This window comes from Geodermatophilus amargosae (assembly GCF_900116515.1).
Taxonomy (GTDB): Bacteria; Actinomycetota; Actinomycetes; order Mycobacteriales; family Geodermatophilaceae; genus Geodermatophilus; species Geodermatophilus amargosae.
In genome coordinates, this window is sequence record NZ_FPBA01000003.1 from 336,942 (window position 1) to 352,625 (window position 15,684).

14 protein-coding genes are annotated in these 15,684 nt (G+C 74.3%); 3 read left to right on the forward strand and 11 right to left on the reverse strand.

Features of this window, described 5'->3' with window-relative positions:
- Positions 1 to 111 precede the first annotated feature (111 nt).
- From BM414_RS06865 to BM414_RS06885, 5 genes are all read right to left on the reverse strand, one after another.
- Positions 112 to 1,530, reverse strand: coding sequence for a C40 family peptidase (locus BM414_RS06865; RefSeq protein ID WP_245784541.1), 1,419 nt, complete (start codon positions 1,528 to 1,530; stop codon positions 112 to 114).
- A 171-nt stretch (positions 1,531 to 1,701) separates the two neighbouring features.
- Complete coding sequence (locus BM414_RS06870) at positions 1,702 to 3,237, reverse strand: AMP-binding protein (protein WP_093578665.1); 1,536 nt, start codon at positions 3,235 to 3,237, stop codon at positions 1,702 to 1,704.
- A gap of 64 nt (positions 3,238 to 3,301) precedes the next feature.
- Entirely contained in the window at positions 3,302 to 3,730 is a 429-nt protein-coding gene (locus BM414_RS06875) for a DUF1772 domain-containing protein (protein ID WP_093578666.1), read from the reverse strand.
- Positions 3,727 to 4,080: a hypothetical protein gene (locus BM414_RS06880; protein ID WP_245784542.1), complete on the reverse strand. Its 354-nt coding sequence runs from the start codon at positions 4,078 to 4,080 to the stop codon at positions 3,727 to 3,729. Before BM414_RS06880 ends, BM414_RS06875 begins: the two co-directional genes overlap by 4 nt.
- Positions 4,077 to 4,835 carry an SIR2 family NAD-dependent protein deacylase gene (locus BM414_RS06885; protein ID WP_093578667.1) on the reverse strand — a complete coding sequence of 253 codons (759 nt, stop codon included), beginning with the start codon at positions 4,833 to 4,835 and terminating at the stop codon, positions 4,077 to 4,079. The genes BM414_RS06880 and BM414_RS06885 overlap by 4 nt, the downstream gene beginning before the upstream one ends.
- 162 nt (positions 4,836 to 4,997) lie before the next feature.
- Between BM414_RS06885 and BM414_RS06890 the strand changes: the two genes are divergently transcribed.
- The 3 genes from BM414_RS06890 to BM414_RS06900 are packed head-to-tail and all read left to right on the forward strand — an operon-like array spanning position 4,998 to position 9,312.
- Positions 4,998 to 7,862 (forward strand): aconitate hydratase, encoded by a 2,865-nt coding sequence (locus BM414_RS06890; protein ID WP_217644582.1) that lies wholly within the window; start codon positions 4,998 to 5,000, stop codon positions 7,860 to 7,862.
- Positions 7,862 to 8,617: an SDR family oxidoreductase gene (locus BM414_RS06895; RefSeq protein ID WP_093578668.1), complete on the forward strand. Its 756-nt coding sequence runs from the start codon at positions 7,862 to 7,864 to the stop codon at positions 8,615 to 8,617. The genes BM414_RS06890 and BM414_RS06895 overlap by 1 nt, the downstream gene beginning before the upstream one ends.
- Positions 8,614 to 9,312, forward strand: a complete 699-nt coding sequence (locus BM414_RS06900; protein ID WP_093578669.1) for a sirohydrochlorin chelatase — start codon at positions 8,614 to 8,616, stop codon at positions 9,310 to 9,312. The genes BM414_RS06895 and BM414_RS06900 overlap by 4 nt, the downstream gene beginning before the upstream one ends.
- Positions 9,313 to 9,327: 15 nt before the next feature.
- Here the strand turns inward: BM414_RS06900 and BM414_RS06905 are convergent, their stop codons facing one another.
- The 6 genes from BM414_RS06905 to BM414_RS06930 all read right to left on the reverse strand — a co-directional run bounded on the left by BM414_RS06905 (position 9,328) and on the right by BM414_RS06930 (position 15,622).
- On the reverse strand, positions 9,328 to 10,146 hold the full coding sequence (locus BM414_RS06905; protein ID WP_093578670.1) for a sulfurtransferase: 819 nt from the start codon (positions 10,144 to 10,146) through the stop codon (positions 9,328 to 9,330).
- Positions 10,143 to 10,610: an SgcJ/EcaC family oxidoreductase gene (locus BM414_RS06910; RefSeq protein ID WP_093578671.1), complete on the reverse strand. Its 468-nt coding sequence runs from the start codon at positions 10,608 to 10,610 to the stop codon at positions 10,143 to 10,145. The genes BM414_RS06905 and BM414_RS06910 overlap by 4 nt, the downstream gene beginning before the upstream one ends.
- Before the next feature lie 43 nt (positions 10,611 to 10,653).
- Complete coding sequence (locus BM414_RS06915; protein ID WP_093578672.1) at positions 10,654 to 12,546, reverse strand: ABC transporter ATP-binding protein; 1,893 nt, start codon at positions 12,544 to 12,546, stop codon at positions 10,654 to 10,656.
- Between the two features lie 76 nt (positions 12,547 to 12,622).
- Positions 12,623 to 13,396 (reverse strand): enoyl-CoA hydratase/isomerase family protein, encoded by a 774-nt coding sequence (locus tag BM414_RS06920; protein ID WP_093578673.1) that lies wholly within the window; start codon positions 13,394 to 13,396, stop codon positions 12,623 to 12,625.
- Entirely contained in the window at positions 13,393 to 13,620 is a 228-nt protein-coding gene (locus tag BM414_RS06925) for a helix-turn-helix domain-containing protein (RefSeq protein ID WP_093578674.1), read from the reverse strand. Before BM414_RS06925 ends, BM414_RS06920 begins: the two co-directional genes overlap by 4 nt.
- 400 nt (positions 13,621 to 14,020) lie before the next feature.
- Positions 14,021 to 15,622: an ABC-F family ATP-binding cassette domain-containing protein gene (locus tag BM414_RS06930; protein ID WP_093578675.1), complete on the reverse strand. Its 1,602-nt coding sequence runs from the start codon at positions 15,620 to 15,622 to the stop codon at positions 14,021 to 14,023.
- Between the last annotated feature and the right edge of the window lie 62 nt (positions 15,623 to 15,684).

Below are 15,684 nucleotides of genomic sequence, written 5' to 3' on the forward strand. Positions count from 1 at the left end.
GGCGCGCGCATCCACTGCACCGCTGCGCGCGCGGCTGCTAGCGTGGTCGGTGCGTCGGGCAGCTCCCCCCGTGGCTGCCCGACGCCCCAACTCCCCGGTGCGGCTGCCGACTCAAGCGGTCGGCCGCACGGCGCCGAAGTAGTCGCTGCCGAACCACATCGTCGACACCCTGACGACGTCCCCGCTCTGCGGCGCCTGGACCACCTTGTCGTCGCCCAGGTACAGCGCCACGTGGTAGATCGACAGGTACGAGCTGCCCGAGCCCCAGAAGACCAGGTCGCCGGGGCGCAGGTCCCCCCGCGCGACGGTGGCGTCGCGGTTGTTCCACCACTGGTCGCGGCTGGTGCCGCCGATCCGGATGCCGGCCTGCGCGTAGGCGTACTCCATCAGACCCGAGCAGTCGAAGCCGTAGACGCGGGTGTCCGGAGCGATCCCGTAGCTCGGGCCGTTGGCGCCACCGCCACCCCAGCTGTAGGGCAGGCCGCGCTGCGAGAGCGCCGCGGCGATCGCGGTCTGCACCGCCGAGGCCGACGGAGCGCCGGCCGTGGTGGTCGGCGGCGGCGTCGGGTTGCCGGTCGAGGACCCGCCGGTCGACGACGTCGAGCCACCGGAGGACGACGGGGACGACGAGGACGGGGACGGGGACGACGACGGGGAGCTGCTCGACGAGCTGCTGCGCGACGGAGCCGCGGCGGTCGACGGGGCGGGGGCGGCGGGCCGGGCGGCGGTCTGCGCGGCCGCGGCGGCCCGGGCAGCGGCCCGGGCGGCGGCCTGGGCGGCGGCGGCCTCGGCGGCGTCCTGCTCGGCCTGCATGCCGGCGACCTCCTGGCCGGCGGCCTCGGCCTGCGCGGCGACGGCGTCGCGCTGCTCGGCGAGGGCGGCGGTCTGCGCGCGGGCGGAGCTCTCCTGGGCCTGGGCGTCGGCCAGCGCGACGGCGGCCTGCTCCTGCAGCACCTCGGCCTCGGCGGACGCGGCCTGCGACTGCTGCTCGGCCTGCTCGGCCTGCTCCTGCAGCACGGTCAGCTCGGTGACGACGTCGACGCGGTGGGTCCCGGCCGCCTCGAGCAGCGCGGCGCGCTCGATCAGCTGCGCGGGGCCGTCGGCGGACAGCAGCGCCGTGGCGGCGGGCGCGGTGCTGCCCTGGATGTAGGTGGTCCGGGCGTAGCCGGCGACCTGCGCGACGCCCACCGCTACGTCGGCCTCGGCCTGCGCGGCGGCGGCCACGGCGGCGTCGGCGGCGGCGCGGGCGGCCTCGTAGGCGGCCTGGGTCTGCTCGTAGTCCTGCAGGGCGATCTGCGCGCCCTGGTGCGCCGCGGCGGCGGCGGCCTCCGCCTCGGCCAGCTGGGCGCTGAGCACGCCCACCTGGGCGGCGGCCTCGTCGCGGGCGGCCTCCGCCGCGGCGATCTCGGCGTCGCTGGGCGCTGCCGAGGCGGTGCCCGCCGTCAGCCCGAGGACGACCAGCCCGGCGACCGCGGTGCCGGCCGCCCGGACCGCCCAGCGGTGGTGTCGCGTGCGCGTTCCCGTACCCACGTGCCGATGCCTCCCGATGCGCCGGCACAGGCCGGGCGCTCGTCCTCGGGCGCCCGTGCGGACGCCATCCGGACCGGGCATCGGGACCGTCGGGCAGGGCCTTGAACGGCCCTCCCCCGCAGGGGTGAGGGATCCCCACCCCTGCGGGTCGACGGGTGACTCAGCTCACTGCTAGTGGACCTGGCGCTCCCCGGGCTGCCAGAACGACTCGCGCAGCTTGAACTTCTGGATCTTGCCGGTGGCGGTGCGGGCCAGCTCGTCGCGGAACTCGACCCGCTTGGGCGCCTTGTAGCCGGCCAGCCGCGACCGGCAGTGGGCGATGATCTCCTCCTCGGTGGCGGTCTCGCCCTCGGCGAGCACCACGAGCGCGGTCACCAGCTCGCCCCACTTCTCGTCGGGGATGCCGATGACGGCGACCTCGGCGACGGCGGGGTGGCTGAACACGGCGTCCTCGACCTCGATGGAGGAGACGTTCTCGCCGCCGGTGATGATCACGTCCTTCTTGCGGTCGGAGATGGTCAGGTAGCCGCCGTCGTCGACGCTGCCGCCGTCGCCGGTGTGGAACCAGCCGTCCTCGAGCGCCTCGGCCGAGGCGTCGGGGTTCTCCCAGTAACCGGCGAGCACGGTGTTGCCCTGCGCGAGCACCTCGCCGGTCTCGCTGACCCGGATGCGGGTGCCCAGCGCCGGCACACCGGCGCGGGAGAGCCGCTTCGCCCGCTCCTCGGGGTCGAGGTCATCGAACTCGGCGCGCGGGCGGTTGACCGTGAGCAGCGGCGCGGTCTCGGTGAGGCCGTAGATCTGGTTGAACTCCCAGCCCAGCTCGGCCTCGACGCGGGCGATGGTGCGCGAGGGCGGGGGTGCCCCGGCGACGACGATGCGCACCCGGTCGCGGCCGGGGACCTCGCCGTCCCAGTCGGCGGCGGCCTCGAGGACGGCGTTCCAGACGGCCGGCGCCCCGGACATCATCGTGACGCCGTGCTGCTCGACGCGGCGCAGGATCTCGGCGCCGTCGACCTTGCGCAGCACCACCTGGCGGGCGCCCAGACCGGCCATCGTGTACGGCAGGCCCCAGCCGTTGCAGTGGAACATCGGCAGCGTGTGCAGGTAGACGTCGCGGTCGCTGACCTGCATGTGCATGCCGAAGGTGACCGCGTTGACCCAGATGTTGCGGTGGGTCATCTGCACGCCCTTGGGCCGCGCCGTCGTCCCGCTGGTGTAGTTGATCGTGGCGGTGGCGTCCTCGTCGGGCTCGCTCCACGCGCGCGGCTCGGCGTCGAAGGCGAGCAGCTGCTCGTACTCCTCGCCGGTGCCGAACCGGTGCTCGGCCCGCACGCCCTTGAGCGAGGTCTCCAGCTCCGGGTCGACCAGCAGCACCTTCGCGCCGCAGTGCCCGACGATGTAGGAGACCTCCTCGGGGTTGAGCCGGAAGTTGACCGGCACCGCCACCCGCCCCGACGACGGGACGGCCAGCAGCACCTCCAGCAGCCGCGCGGCGTTGTGGCTGACGATCGCGATCCGCTCGCCCTCCCCCACCCCGAGCGCGTCGAGCCCGGCCTGCAGCGCGCGGCCGCGGCGGGCCACCTCGCGGTAGGTCACCTCGCCGAGCGACGGCGCCGGCTGGGCGGGTTCGTCGACGATGCCGACCCGGTCGCCGTAGACCAGCTCGGCGCGGTCGAGGAAGTCGCGGGTGGTCAAGGGCACGCGCATGCCGGGCTCCCGGTGGCAGGGCTGCCGGCGCCCCGGTCAGCCGCTCGACGTGGTCGGGGTCACGCTAGCCGCTGACGAGCAGCAGCCACGCGGCCGCGACCGTGCCGGCGCTCGCCGCGAGCGCGCGGACGGTGTCCACCCGCAGCAGCCGGGCGAACGCGCCGTCGTCGAACCCCTCCCCCAGGCGCCGGTGCAGCGGCACGGCCAGCAGTCCGGTGAGGCCGAGGACGACGGCCAGGCACGCGCCGCCCACGAGCACCGGCACAAGCGGGACCCCTTCGGGCCGGGCGGCCAGCAGCCACAGCGTGGTGACGCCCTGCCCGGCGAACAGCGGCCCGACCACGGGGGTGATCCGCCGCTGGTGCGCCCGCTCGTAGGCGGGGAACGCCGCGGCCGGCACCTGGGTGAACTGCGGGTAGACGACGCCCCGCACGGTCCACTGGAAGCCGGCGTAGGCCGCCGTCAGCACCAGGTGGACGACGAGCAGCGTCACCGCTGCGTCGTCACCGGCTTGGACGGCTTGCCGCGCCAGGCGAGGCTCTGCGCGTCCAGCTCGCGCAGCAGCGGGTCGCCCTCGGCCAGCACCCGCTCGGCCAGCGCGACCGCACCGGCCAGCTGCTCGTCCGACAGCTGGGCGAAGGCCGGGGAGCGTCGGCGGTCGAGGACGTCGTACCAGCGCCCCGCCACGGCGTGGTCGAGCACGATCCGGCCGAAGCAGTGGTCGTTCGTGACCACCCAGCGGCCTTCGCGCGCCCGCCGCGGCAGCTCGCGCAGCACCAGCTCGCGGTAGCGACCGAGGAGGGCCTCCCGACGTGCCCCGCCCACCGGCTCCGCGCGGGTCACGCCGTCCCCAGCAACCGCGGCAGCGCGGCCGAGATCGGCTCGCGGACGACGAGGTCGGCCAGCCCGTCGTACGGGGTCGGCTCGGCGTTGACGATGACGACGCGGGCGCCGTGCGCGGCGGCGATCTCGACCAGTCCGGCCACCGGGTACACGACCAGCGAGGTGCCGACGGCGAGGAAGACGTCGCAGTCGGCGGCCGCCTCGGCCGCCGCGACGAGGACCCGCTCGTCGAGCGCCTGCCCGAAGCTCACCGTCGCCGACTTGAGGATGCCGCCGCAGACGGCGCACGCCGGGTCGTCCTCGCCGGCGTCGAGGCGGGCCAGGGCGCTGTCCATCGACGTCCGGTCGCCGCAGGACAGGCACTCGACGGCGTGCACGGTGCCGTGCAGCTCCAGCACCAGCTCCGGCGAGGAGCCCGCGGCCTGGTGCAGCCCGTCGACGTTCTGGGTGAGCAGCGCGAGCAGCCGGCCCTGCGCCTCGAGGTCGGCCAGCGCGCGGTGCCCGGCGTTGGGACGGACGTCGCCGGCCCGCAGGTCGGCGCGCATCCGCCACGCCTTGCGCCGGATCTCCGGGTCGGCCACGTAGTAGGACAGCGTCACGAGCTTCTCGGCGTCGGGGTCCCGGGTCCAGACGCCGTTCGGGCCGCGGTAGTCCGGGATGCCGCTGTCGGTGGAGACGCCGGCGCCGCTGAGGACGGTGATCCGCCGCGCCTCGGCAAGCCAGCCGGGCAGCGGGTCGGGGACGGCACCGGTCACGCGCTCCACCGTAGGCACGGGGCCCGCCGGTCGCCGCCCCGCGCCGAGACCGAGGCCACGGAGCAAGGGAAGGGTCGCCTCACCAGGACCTCCGGGTTCCGGGCTGGGATGATGGGGGGTGGCATTCAAGCCCGATGGACACTCGAGGGTGAGGCGCAAGCAGTGGCAGCCAGCAAGGACAGCTTCGGAGCCCGGTCGACGCTCAGCGTCGACGGCACCGACTACGACATCTACCGGCTCGACGCGGTCGAGGGCTCCGACAAGCTCCCCTTCAGCCTGAAGGTCCTGCTCGAGAACCTGCTGCGCACCGAGGACGGCGCGGACATCACCGCCGACCACATCCGCGCGATCGCGAACTGGGACCCGGCGGCCGAGCCCGACCAGGAGATCCAGTTCACCCCGGCCCGCGTGGTCATGCAGGACTTCACCGGCGTCCCCTGCATCGTCGACCTGGCCACCATGCGCGAGGCCATGGCCGACCTCGGCGGCGACCCGAACAAGATCAACCCGCTCGCGCCGGCCGAGCTGGTCATCGACCACTCCGTCATCGCCGACGTGTTCGGCACCCCGCAGAGCTTCGAGCGCAACGTCGAGATCGAGTACGAGCGCAACGGCGAGCGCTACCAGTTCCTGCGCTGGGGCCAGGGCGCGTTCGACGACTTCAAGGTCGTCCCGCCCGGCACCGGCATCGTCCACCAGGTCAACATCGAGCACCTGGCCCGCGTGGTCTTCCCGCGCCCGGAGGGCGACCGCGTCGTCGCCTACCCCGACACCTGCGTCGGCACCGACTCGCACACCACGATGGTCAACGGCCTGGGCGTGCTCGGGTGGGGCGTCGGCGGCATCGAGGCCGAGGCCGCCATGCTCGGCCAGCCGGTGTCGATGCTCATCCCGCGCGTGGTCGGCTTCAAGCTCACCGGCCAGCTGCCCGACGGCGCGACGGCGACCGACCTCGTCCTCACGATCACCGAGATGCTGCGCCAGCACGGCGTGGTCGGGAAGTTCGTCGAGTTCTACGGCGCCGGCGTCTCCGCCGTCCCGCTGGCCAACCGCGCCACGATCGGCAACATGAGCCCGGAGTTCGGCTCCACGGCGGCCATGTTCCCGATCGACGAGGAGACCATCACCTACCTGCAGCTCACCGGCCGCTCGGCCGAGCAGGTGGCGCTGGTCGAGGCCTACGCCAAGGAGCAGGGCCTCTGGCACGACCCGTCGCGCGAGCCGGCCTTCTCCGAGTACCTCGAGCTCGACCTGTCCACGGTCGTCCCCTCGATCGCCGGCCCGAAGCGGCCGCAGGACCGCGTGGCGATCACCGACGCCAAGCACGCCTTCCGCGCCGCCCTGGCCGACTACGTGCAGGACGACGAGGTCGGCGGCGACGACCGCAAGCCGGGCGTGCCGCAGGACGAGCAGCCCTACGGCGTCGAGTCCTCCGTCGACGAGGCCTCGGCCGAGTCCTTCCCGGCCTCCGACCCGGCCAGCTCCGCACCGGGCAGCGAGGGCGGGAACGGCACGGCCGGTCAGCCGCACCACTACGAGGACGACGCGGTCTCCGGGCGGCCCTCGAAGCGGACCCGCGTGGTCATGGAGGACGGCACCGAGACGTCGGTCGACCACGGATCGGTCGTGATCGCGGCGATCACCTCGTGCACCAACACGTCCAACCCGCAGGTGATGATCGGCGCGGCGCTGCTGGCCAAGAACGCCGTCGAGCGCGGCCTCTCCAGCAAGCCCTGGGTGAAGACGACGCTGGCCCCCGGGTCCAAGGTCGTCATGGACTACTACGAGAAGGCCGAGCTCACCCCGTACCTGGAGAAGCTCGGCTTCTACCTGGTCGGCTACGGCTGCACGACCTGCATCGGCAACTCCGGCCCGCTCCCCGAGCCGGTGAGCGCGGCGGTCAACGAGGCCGACCTCGCCGTCGTCTCGGTGCTGTCGGGCAACCGCAACTTCGAGGGCCGGATCAACCCCGACGTCAAGATGAACTACCTGGCCTCCCCGCCGCTGGTCATCGCCTACGCGCTGGCGGGGTCCATGGACGTCGACCTGAACGACGACCCGCTGGGCCAGGACGAGGACGGCAACGACGTCTTCCTGCGTGACATCTGGCCGTCCCCGCAGGAGGTCCAGCGGGTCATCGACCACGCCGTCTCCGCGGAGATGTTCAGCAAGGACTACGCCGACGTCTTCGCCGGCACCGAGCAGTGGCAGGCACTGCCGACGCCGACCGGCGACACCTTCGAGTGGGACCCGCAGAGCACCTACGTGCGCCGTCCGCCGTACTTCGAGGGCATGCCGGCCGAGCCGGCCCCGGTCCAGGACATCACCGGCGCCCGCACGCTGGCGGTGCTCGGGGACTCGGTGACCACCGACCACATCTCGCCCGCCGGTTCGATCAAGGCCGACAGCCCGGCCGGGAAGTACCTGCGCGAGCACGGTGTGGACCGCCGCGACTTCAACTCCTACGGCTCGCGCCGCGGGAACCACGAGGTCATGATCCGCGGCACCTTCGCCAACATCCGGCTGCGCAACCAGCTGGTGCCCGGCACCGAGGGTGGCGTCACCAAGAACCACCTGACCGGCGAGACGACGACGATCTACGACGCCTCGGTCGCCTACCAGGACGCCGGCATCCCGCTGGTCGTGCTGGCCGGCAAGGAGTACGGCTCGGGCTCGTCGCGCGACTGGGCGGCCAAGGGGACGGCGCTGCTGGGCGTCAAGGCGGTCATCGCCGAGAGCTACGAGCGGATCCACCGCTCCAACCTCATCGGCATGGGCGTGCTGCCGCTGCAGTTCCCCGAGGGCCAGGACCGGGAGTCGCTCGGCCTGACCGGCGACGAGGAGTTCACGATCACCGGGATCACCGCGCTGAACGACGGTGAGACGCCGCGCACGGTGAAGGTGAAGGCCGGGGACGTGGAGTTTGACGCCCGCGTGCGGATCGACACCCCCGGTGAGGCGAACTACTACCGCAACGGCGGGATCATGCAGTACGTCCTCCGCTCGCTGCGGGGCACGGCCGCCTGATGGACCTGGGCCTGGGTGGTCGCGGCTACCTGCTCACCGGTGCGAGCCGGGGGCTGGGTCTCGCGACCGCCCGGGCCCTCGTCGCCGACGGGGCGCGCGTCCTCGTCAGCTCCCGCTCGCCGGACTCGGTCGACCGCGCGGTCGCCGGGCTCGGTGAGGGGGCGTCCGGGGTGGCGGCCGACCTCGCCGACCCCGGCGCCGCCGACACCCTGGTGACGGCGGCGCTCGAGCGGCTCGGCCGGGTCGACGGCGTGCTCGTCTCCGTGGGCGGGCCGGCGCCGGGCTCGGTGCTCGCGACGGCGGAGGACGACTGGCGGGCCGCCGTCGACAGCGTGCTGCTCGGCCCGCTGCGGCTGCTGCGGGCGCTGGTGCCGCACCTGTCGGCGGGCGCGGCGATCGGCATGGTGCTGTCGACGTCGGTGCGCCAGCCGATCGGGCACCTGGCGATCTCCAACGCGCTGCGTCCCGGTCTGGCCATGACGCTCAAGGCGCTGGCCGACGAGCTCGGCCCGCAGGGGATCCGGGTGGTCGGGCTGATGCCCGGCACGATCGCCACCGACCGGATCACCGACATCGAGGCCGCCTCCGGCGACCCGGCCGCCATGCGGTCGCGCACCGAGGCCGGCATCCCGCTGCGGCGCGTCGGCGAGCCAGACGAGTTCGGCCGCGTGGCCGCGTTCCTGCTCTCCCCCGCCGCGTCCTACGTCACCGGCACGATGGTCGCCGTCGACGGCGGCGTCCTGCGCACCCCGTGACGGCTCCCGTCCTCGTCGCGTGCGCCCACGGCACGCGCAACCCCACCGGACGGCGGCTGGTCGCCGAGCTCGCGCTGGCCGCTCGCCGGCTGCGCCCGGGCCTGGTGACGACGGCGGCGTTCGTCGACGTGCAGCCCCCGACGGTGGTCGACGTCGTGGCGGGGCTCGCCACCGACGGGCAGCCGGCCGTCGTCGTGCCGCTGCTGCTGTCGGGCGGCTACCACGTGCACGTCGACATCGCCGGCGCCGTGGCCGCCCACGACTCCGCCGTCGCCGCCCGGCCGCTGGGCCCGGACCCGCGGCTGGCCGCGGTGCTGTCCGACCGGTTGGTCGGGGCCGGCGCCGACCCGCGCGACCCGCTCACCGCCGTCGTGCTGGCCGCCGCGGGGTCCTCCGACCCCCGTTCGGTGGCCGACGTCGAGGACACCGCCGACCTGCTGCAGCGCTCGTGGGCCGGGCCGGTGACCACCGGCTACGGCTCGGCCGCGCAGCCCCCGGTGGCCGACGCCGTCGCCGCGGCACGTCGCGGGGGCGCCGAGCGGGTGGTGGTCGCGTCCTACCTGCTGGCGCCCGGACACTTCCACGGCAAGCTGGCCGAGGCCGGTGCCGACGTCGTCACCGCTCCCCTGCTGCCCGACGAGCGGATCGCCGCCGTCCTGCTCGACCGCTACGACGCCGCCCTGAGCAGCCGATAGCGCTACGAAGGCTGCTCAGTGGCCCGTCGCTGCCGGGCGGGACGGGTCGGCCGACCACTGCGACCACGACCCGGGCCACAGCGCCGCCTCGATGCCGGCCTGCGCGAGCGCGGCCACCTCGTGCGCCGCGGTGACGCCCGAGCCGCAGTAGACGCCGACCGCCGTCCCCGGCCGCACGCCGAGCGCGGCGAAGCGGTCGGCCAGGTCGTCGCGGAACGTCCCGCCGGCGGTCAGGTTCTCCGTCGTGGGCGCGCTGACGGCGCCGGGTACGTGGCCGGCCCGCGGGTCGACCGGCTCGACCTCGCCGCGGTAGCGCTCGCCGGCCCGCGCGTCGAGCAGCACGCCGCCGCTGGCGGGCAGCGCCGCGGCCTCGTCGGCGGTGAGCGTGGGCATCCCCCCGCAGGTCAGCACCACGTCGCCGGGCTCCGGGACGACGTCGCCGGTCTCCAGGTCGCCGCCCGCGGCGACCCAGGCGTCGAGGCCGCCGTCGAGCAGGCGCACCTCGGTGAGCCCGCCCCAGCGCAGCAGCCACCACGCCCGCGCGGCGGCCAGCCCGCCGGTGGCGTCGTAGGCGACCACCGCGGAGTCCGCGCGGATCCCCCACCGCCGGGCCGCGGCCTGCAGCCCCTCGACCGGCGGCAGCGGGTGCCGGCCGCCGGCGGGTGTCGGCGGCGCGGCGAGCTCGGTCTCCAGGTCGGCGAACACCGCCCCCGGCAGGTGCCCGGCCAGGTACCGCTCGCGGCCGTGCGGGTCGCCGAGCGCCCACCGGACGTCGAGCAGCACCGGCCGGGGAGCCGCCGTCAGCAGCTCCGCGGCGCTGACGAGGACCGTCACCGGGTGGTGGCGAGCAGCTCGCGCAGCTCCTTCGTCAGCGCGTCGCGGGAGTCGCGGCGGCCCAGCCACGCGGCCGGCGTCGCCTGGAACAGCGTGGTCTTCCACCGCCCGCCGCCCTCGTCGACGGCGACCAGCGTGTGGATGCTGTGCAGCCCCGGGTCGATGTCGTCCTCCCCCGGCGGGATCATCCCGGCGTGCGCGTGCAGCACGGCCACGCCGTCGCTGATCGCCCGCACGGACCGGACGAGGGCCACGTAGGTCGCCGTCGGGTGGCTGCCGAAGACCCGCCGCAGGTCCGAGGCGATGGACAGCCGGCCGCTCACCGTCGTGCCGTCGTAGCCGACCATGTCGCCGTCGTCGGCGAACACCGCGGCCACCGCTGCGCCGCTACGCCGGTTCCAGCCGTCGACGAAGGCGGCGTAGAGAGCGCGGATCTGGGCGTCGTACGGGTGCGCGGACGTCACGGAGCTCCTCCTGGTGCTGCTGGGGCAGGAGGAACGCTAGTTGCTACGCCGCACCGACCGTCCGACGCTCGCCGTCGGCGAACTGGGTCCGGTAGAGGTCGGCGTAGCGCCGCCCGAGCGCCAGCAACTGCTCGTGAGTGCCCGACTCCACGATGCGACCGTCGTCGACGACGAGGATCTGGTCGGCGGCGCGGATCGTGGACAGCCGGTGCGCGATGACCAGCGACGTCCGCCCGGCGAGCGCGGTGTCCAGCGCGTGCTGCACGGCCACCTCGGACTCGCTGTCGAGGTGCGCGGTCGCCTCGTCGAGGATGACGACACCCGGCGCCTTGAGCAGCACCCGCGCGATGGCCAGCCGCTGCTTCTCCCCGCCGGAGAGCCGGTAGCCGCGGTCGCCGACCACGGTGTCGAGGCCGTCGGGCAGGGAGGCGATGAGCGCTGCGATCCGCGCGCCGGTCAGTGCCGCCCACAGCTGCTCCTCGGTGGCCTCGGGGCGGGCGTAGAGCAGGTTGGCGCGGATGGTGTCGTGGAACATGTGGGCGTCCTGGCTGACGACGCCGATCGTGTCGCGCAGCGAGGCCAGCGTCGCCTGCCGGACGTCGACCCCGCCGATGCGCACCGCTCCGGCGGTCACGTCGTAGAGCCGCGGCACGAGGTTGACGATCGTCGACTTGCCGGCGCCGGAGTGCCCGACGAGCGCGACGAGGTGCCCGGGCTCGACCCGGAACGACACGTCGTGCAGCACCGCGGTCGGCCCGCCGTGCTCGGGCAGCGACACGTCCTCCAGCGAGGCGACCGAGACGTCCGCGGCCGCCGGGTAGCTGAAGGAGACGGAATCGAACTCGATGGACCGGTCGTCGGCCGGGAGCGGCACCGCGTCGGGCGCCTCGGCGATCATCGGCGGCAGGTCGAGCACCTCGAAGACCCGGTCGAAGCTGACCATGGCGCTCATGACGTCGACCCGGACGTTGGACAGCGCCGTCAGGGGGCCGTACAGCCGCGACAGGAGCAGGGCCAGCGCGACGACGTCGCCGGGCGACAGCGACCCGTCGAAGGCCAGGAAGCCGCCGAGGCCGTAGACCAGCGCGGTGGCCAACGCCGCCACCAGCGTGAGCGCGGTGAAGAAGGTGCGGCCGTACATGGCCGACAGGACGCCGATGTCGCGGACCCGCGCCGCACGGCCGCGGAAGCTCTCGGCCTCGGCGTCGGGGCGGCCGAACAGCTTGACCAGCAGCGCGCCGGCGACGTTGAACCGCTCGGTCATCGTCGCGTTCATCGACGCGTTGAGGCCGTAGGACTCCCGGGTGATCTCCTGCAGCCGCTTGCCAATGCGGCGGGCGGGCAGCACGAACAGCGGCACCATCACCAGCGAGAGCAGGGTGATCTGCCACGACAGCGAGAACATGACGCCGGCGGTGAGCACCAGGCCGATGACGTTGGAGACGACGCCGGACAGGGTCGAGGTGAACGCCTGCTGCGCGCCGACGACGTCGTTGTTCAGGCGGCTGACCAGCGCGCCGGTCTGCGTGCGGGTGAAGAAGGCGACCGGCATCCGCTGGACGTGCTCGAACACGCGGGCGCGGAGGTCGTAGATGACGCCCTCGCCGATGCGCGCGGAGTACCAGCGGTTGGCCACCGAGATGCCGGCGTCGACGACAGCGAGGCCGGCGATGAACAGCGCGATCCGGACGATGCCGCCGGCGGTGCCCTCCAGGCGGGCGATCCGGTTGATGATGTCGCCGGCCAGCAGCGGGGTGATCACGCCGATGACCGAGGACGCGACGACCAGCGCCAGGAACGACGTCAGCTCGCGGCGGTAGGGCCGGGCGATGCCGAGGATCCGGCGCACCGTGCCCTTCGGCAGCTCACGGGAGGTGACCGACGGATCGCGGCGGAACGAGCGCATCGCCGCCATGGAGGTCATGGGACTGCTCATGCGGTGACCTCCTCGACCGGAGACGGGGACCGGCGGCAACCAGAACAGCCACCGGTCCCCCGCTGTTCCGGTCGCCTCAGCGGGCCGCCAGCTCGGCCAGCCGCCGGGCCTGCGCGGCCCGCTCCGCGGCGTCCTGCGCCTCCGGGGTGTTGCGGACGGCGGAGCGGACCAGAGCCGCGGTCTCCCGCACCGCGCCGGCCGGTGGGGCGGTGAGGGCGGCGACCAGCGTGGCCACCGCCCCGTCAAGGTCCCCGGCCGGGACGACGGCGTTGGCCACGCCCCACGTCAGGGCCTCCGCCGCGGTCACCGGACGGCCGGTCACGCAGACCTCCATCGCCCGCGCGTAGCCGACCAGCTCCGCCAGGTTGCTCGTGCCGGTGAGGTCGGGGACGAGCCCGAGCGTCGCCTCGGGCAGCCGCAGGGAGGCGTCCTCGGTCATCACCCGCAGGTCGCAGGCCAGCGCCAGCTGCGCGCCGGCGCCGATCGCGTGGCCCTGCACCGCGGCCACCGACACGATCCCCGGCGAGCGCAGCCAGCGGAACCCGGCCTGGTACTCGCGGATGCGCTCCTGGGCCGACTCGGCCGGCATCGACCCCAGCTGGCCGAGGCCGCCCGCCGTCGAGGGGTCGGCGCTGAACAGGCTGCGGTCCAGGCCCGCGGAGAACGAGCGGCCGTTGCCCCGCACCACGACCACGCGGACGTCGTCGTCGAGCGAGTCGCCGACCGCCTTCAGCGCCGTCCAGGTCGCCGGCGTCTGCGCGTTGAGCTGGTCGGGACGGTCGAGCGTGACGGTCAGGACGGCGCCGTCGCGGCTGGTCCGGACCCAGCCGTCGGTGTCGACCGCCGTCACGCGCTCTTCTTGCTGTTCCGGTTGGCGCCCCCACGACTGCGGAGCGTGGCACCGGACTCCGACAGGAGCCGGTGGACGAACCCGTAGGAGCGGTTGGTCGAGGTGGCCAGCGACCGGATGCTCTCCCCGCCGTCGTAGCGCTTCTTCAGCTCGTCGGCCAGGGACGTGCGGTCCCCTCCGGTGATGCGCTTGCCCTTGCCGAGGTCCGTGCTCGAGTCGGCCATGACTCCCCTCCGTCGCAGCCCTCGGCGCCGGCGAGGGTCGCCGGCCCATCGGGTGCTGGCTCGCGTGGTGCCGCCGTCCCCGTGACGACTGCCTCCCGCGTCGATGATCACCCAGCCCGGGCAACCCGGCCACGCGAAGGAAGAGATGCCAGGTGAGCCGCCCTGCGGGGACGGCGGACCGGTCGCCGGGGCCGCAGGCTCCCGACCGGGACGGCGTGGCAGGGCTCAGCGCAGCAGGGGGACGGCACCCGGCCGCGGTGCTGACGGGAGCCGCCCCGCGGGGACGGCGGACCGGCCGCCGGGGCCGCAGGCTCCCGACCGGGACGACGTGGCCGGGCTCAGCGCAGCAGGGGGACGGCACCTGGCCGCGGTGCGGTCCGGGAGGACCGCGATGTCATCGCTACGCCAGCTCGACGAGGTCGGCGAGGTCCTCGCTCCAGGCGTCCTCGGTGCCGTCGGGCAGCAGGATCACCTTGTCCGGGTCGAGCGCGCGGACGGCGCCCTCGTCGTGGGTGACCAGCACGATGGCGCCGCCGTAGGTGCGCAGCGCGTCGAGCACCTGCTCGCGGCTGGCCGGGTCGAGGTTGTTGGTCGGCTCGTCGAGCAGCAGCACGTTGGCGCCGGAGACGACCAGCGTGGCCATCGCCAGCCGCGTCTTCTCACCGCCGGAGAGGGTGCCGGCGCGCTGGTCGGTGGCGTCGCCGGAGAACAGGAAGGCGCCGAGGATGCGGCGCAGCTCGGTGTCGGTGCTCTGCGGCGCGGCCGCCCGCATGTTCTCCAGCAGCGAGCGGTCGTGGTCGAGCGTCTCGTGTTCCTGCGCGTAGTAGCCGATCCGCAGCCCGTGGCCCGGCAGCACCTCGCCGGTGTCGGGCACCTCGGTGCCGGCCAGCATCCGCAGCAGCGTCGTCTTCCCGGCCCCGTTGAGACCGAGGACGACGACCCGCGCGCCCCGGTCGACGGCGAGGTCGACGTCGGTGAACACCTCGAGGGAGCCATAGCTCTTCGACAGGCCCTCGGCGGTGAGCGGGGTCCGCCCGCACGGCGCCGGCGTGGGGAACCGCAGCTTGGCGACCCGGTCCTGCACGCGCACGTCGTCCAGGCCGGCGGCCAGCCGCGCCGCGCGCTTGTCCATGCTCTGCGCGGCCTTGGCCTTGGTGGCCTTGGCGCGCATCTTGTCCGCCTGCGAGGTCAGCGCGTCGATCTTGCGCTCGGTGTTGGCCCGCTCCTGCCGGCGGCGGCGCTCGTCGGTCTCGCGCTGCTGCAGGTAGGCCTTCCAGCCGAGGTTGTACACGTCGACGACGGCGCGGTTGGCGTCGAGGTGCCACACCTTGTTCACGACGGCGCCGAGCAGCTCGACGTCGTGGCTGATGACGATCAGGCCGCCCTTGTGCGAGGCCAGGAAGCTCTTCAGCCAGGAGATCGAGTCGGCGTCGAGGTGGTTGGTGGGCTCGTCGAGCAGCAGCGTCTCGGCGTCGGAGAACAGGATGCGTGCGAGCTCGACCCGGCGCCGCTGGCCACCCGACAGCGTCCGCAGCGGCTGGCCCATGACCCGGTCGGGCAGGCCGAGGGCGGTGCAGATGCGGGCGGCGTCGCTCTCCGCGGCGTACCCGCCGAGCGCGGCGAACTGGTCCTCGAGCCGCCCGTAGCGGCGGACGGCGCGGTCGCGCTCGGCGTCGTCGGCGGGCTCGGCCATGGCCACCTGCGCCTTGACCAGCTGGGCCTTGAGGACGTCGAGGCCGCGGCCGGAGAGCACGCGGTCGCTGGCGGAGACGTCGAGGTCGCCGCTGCGCGGGTCCTGCGGGAGGTAGCCGATCTCCCCGGTCACCTCCACCTTGCCCGCGTGTGGCAGGCGCTCACCGGCGAGCGTGGTGAGCGTGGTGGTCTTGCCGGCGCCGTTGCGCCCGACCAGACCGATGCGGTCGCCCGCCTGCACGCGCAGGGTGACGTCGCTGAGGAGGATGCGGGCGCCGGCGCGCAGCTCGAGGCCGGTCGTCGTGATCACTGATCCCAGGGTAGGCGCTCGGCGGCCGGAACCCGAGTGGGTCGAGGGGTGACGTCCACAGC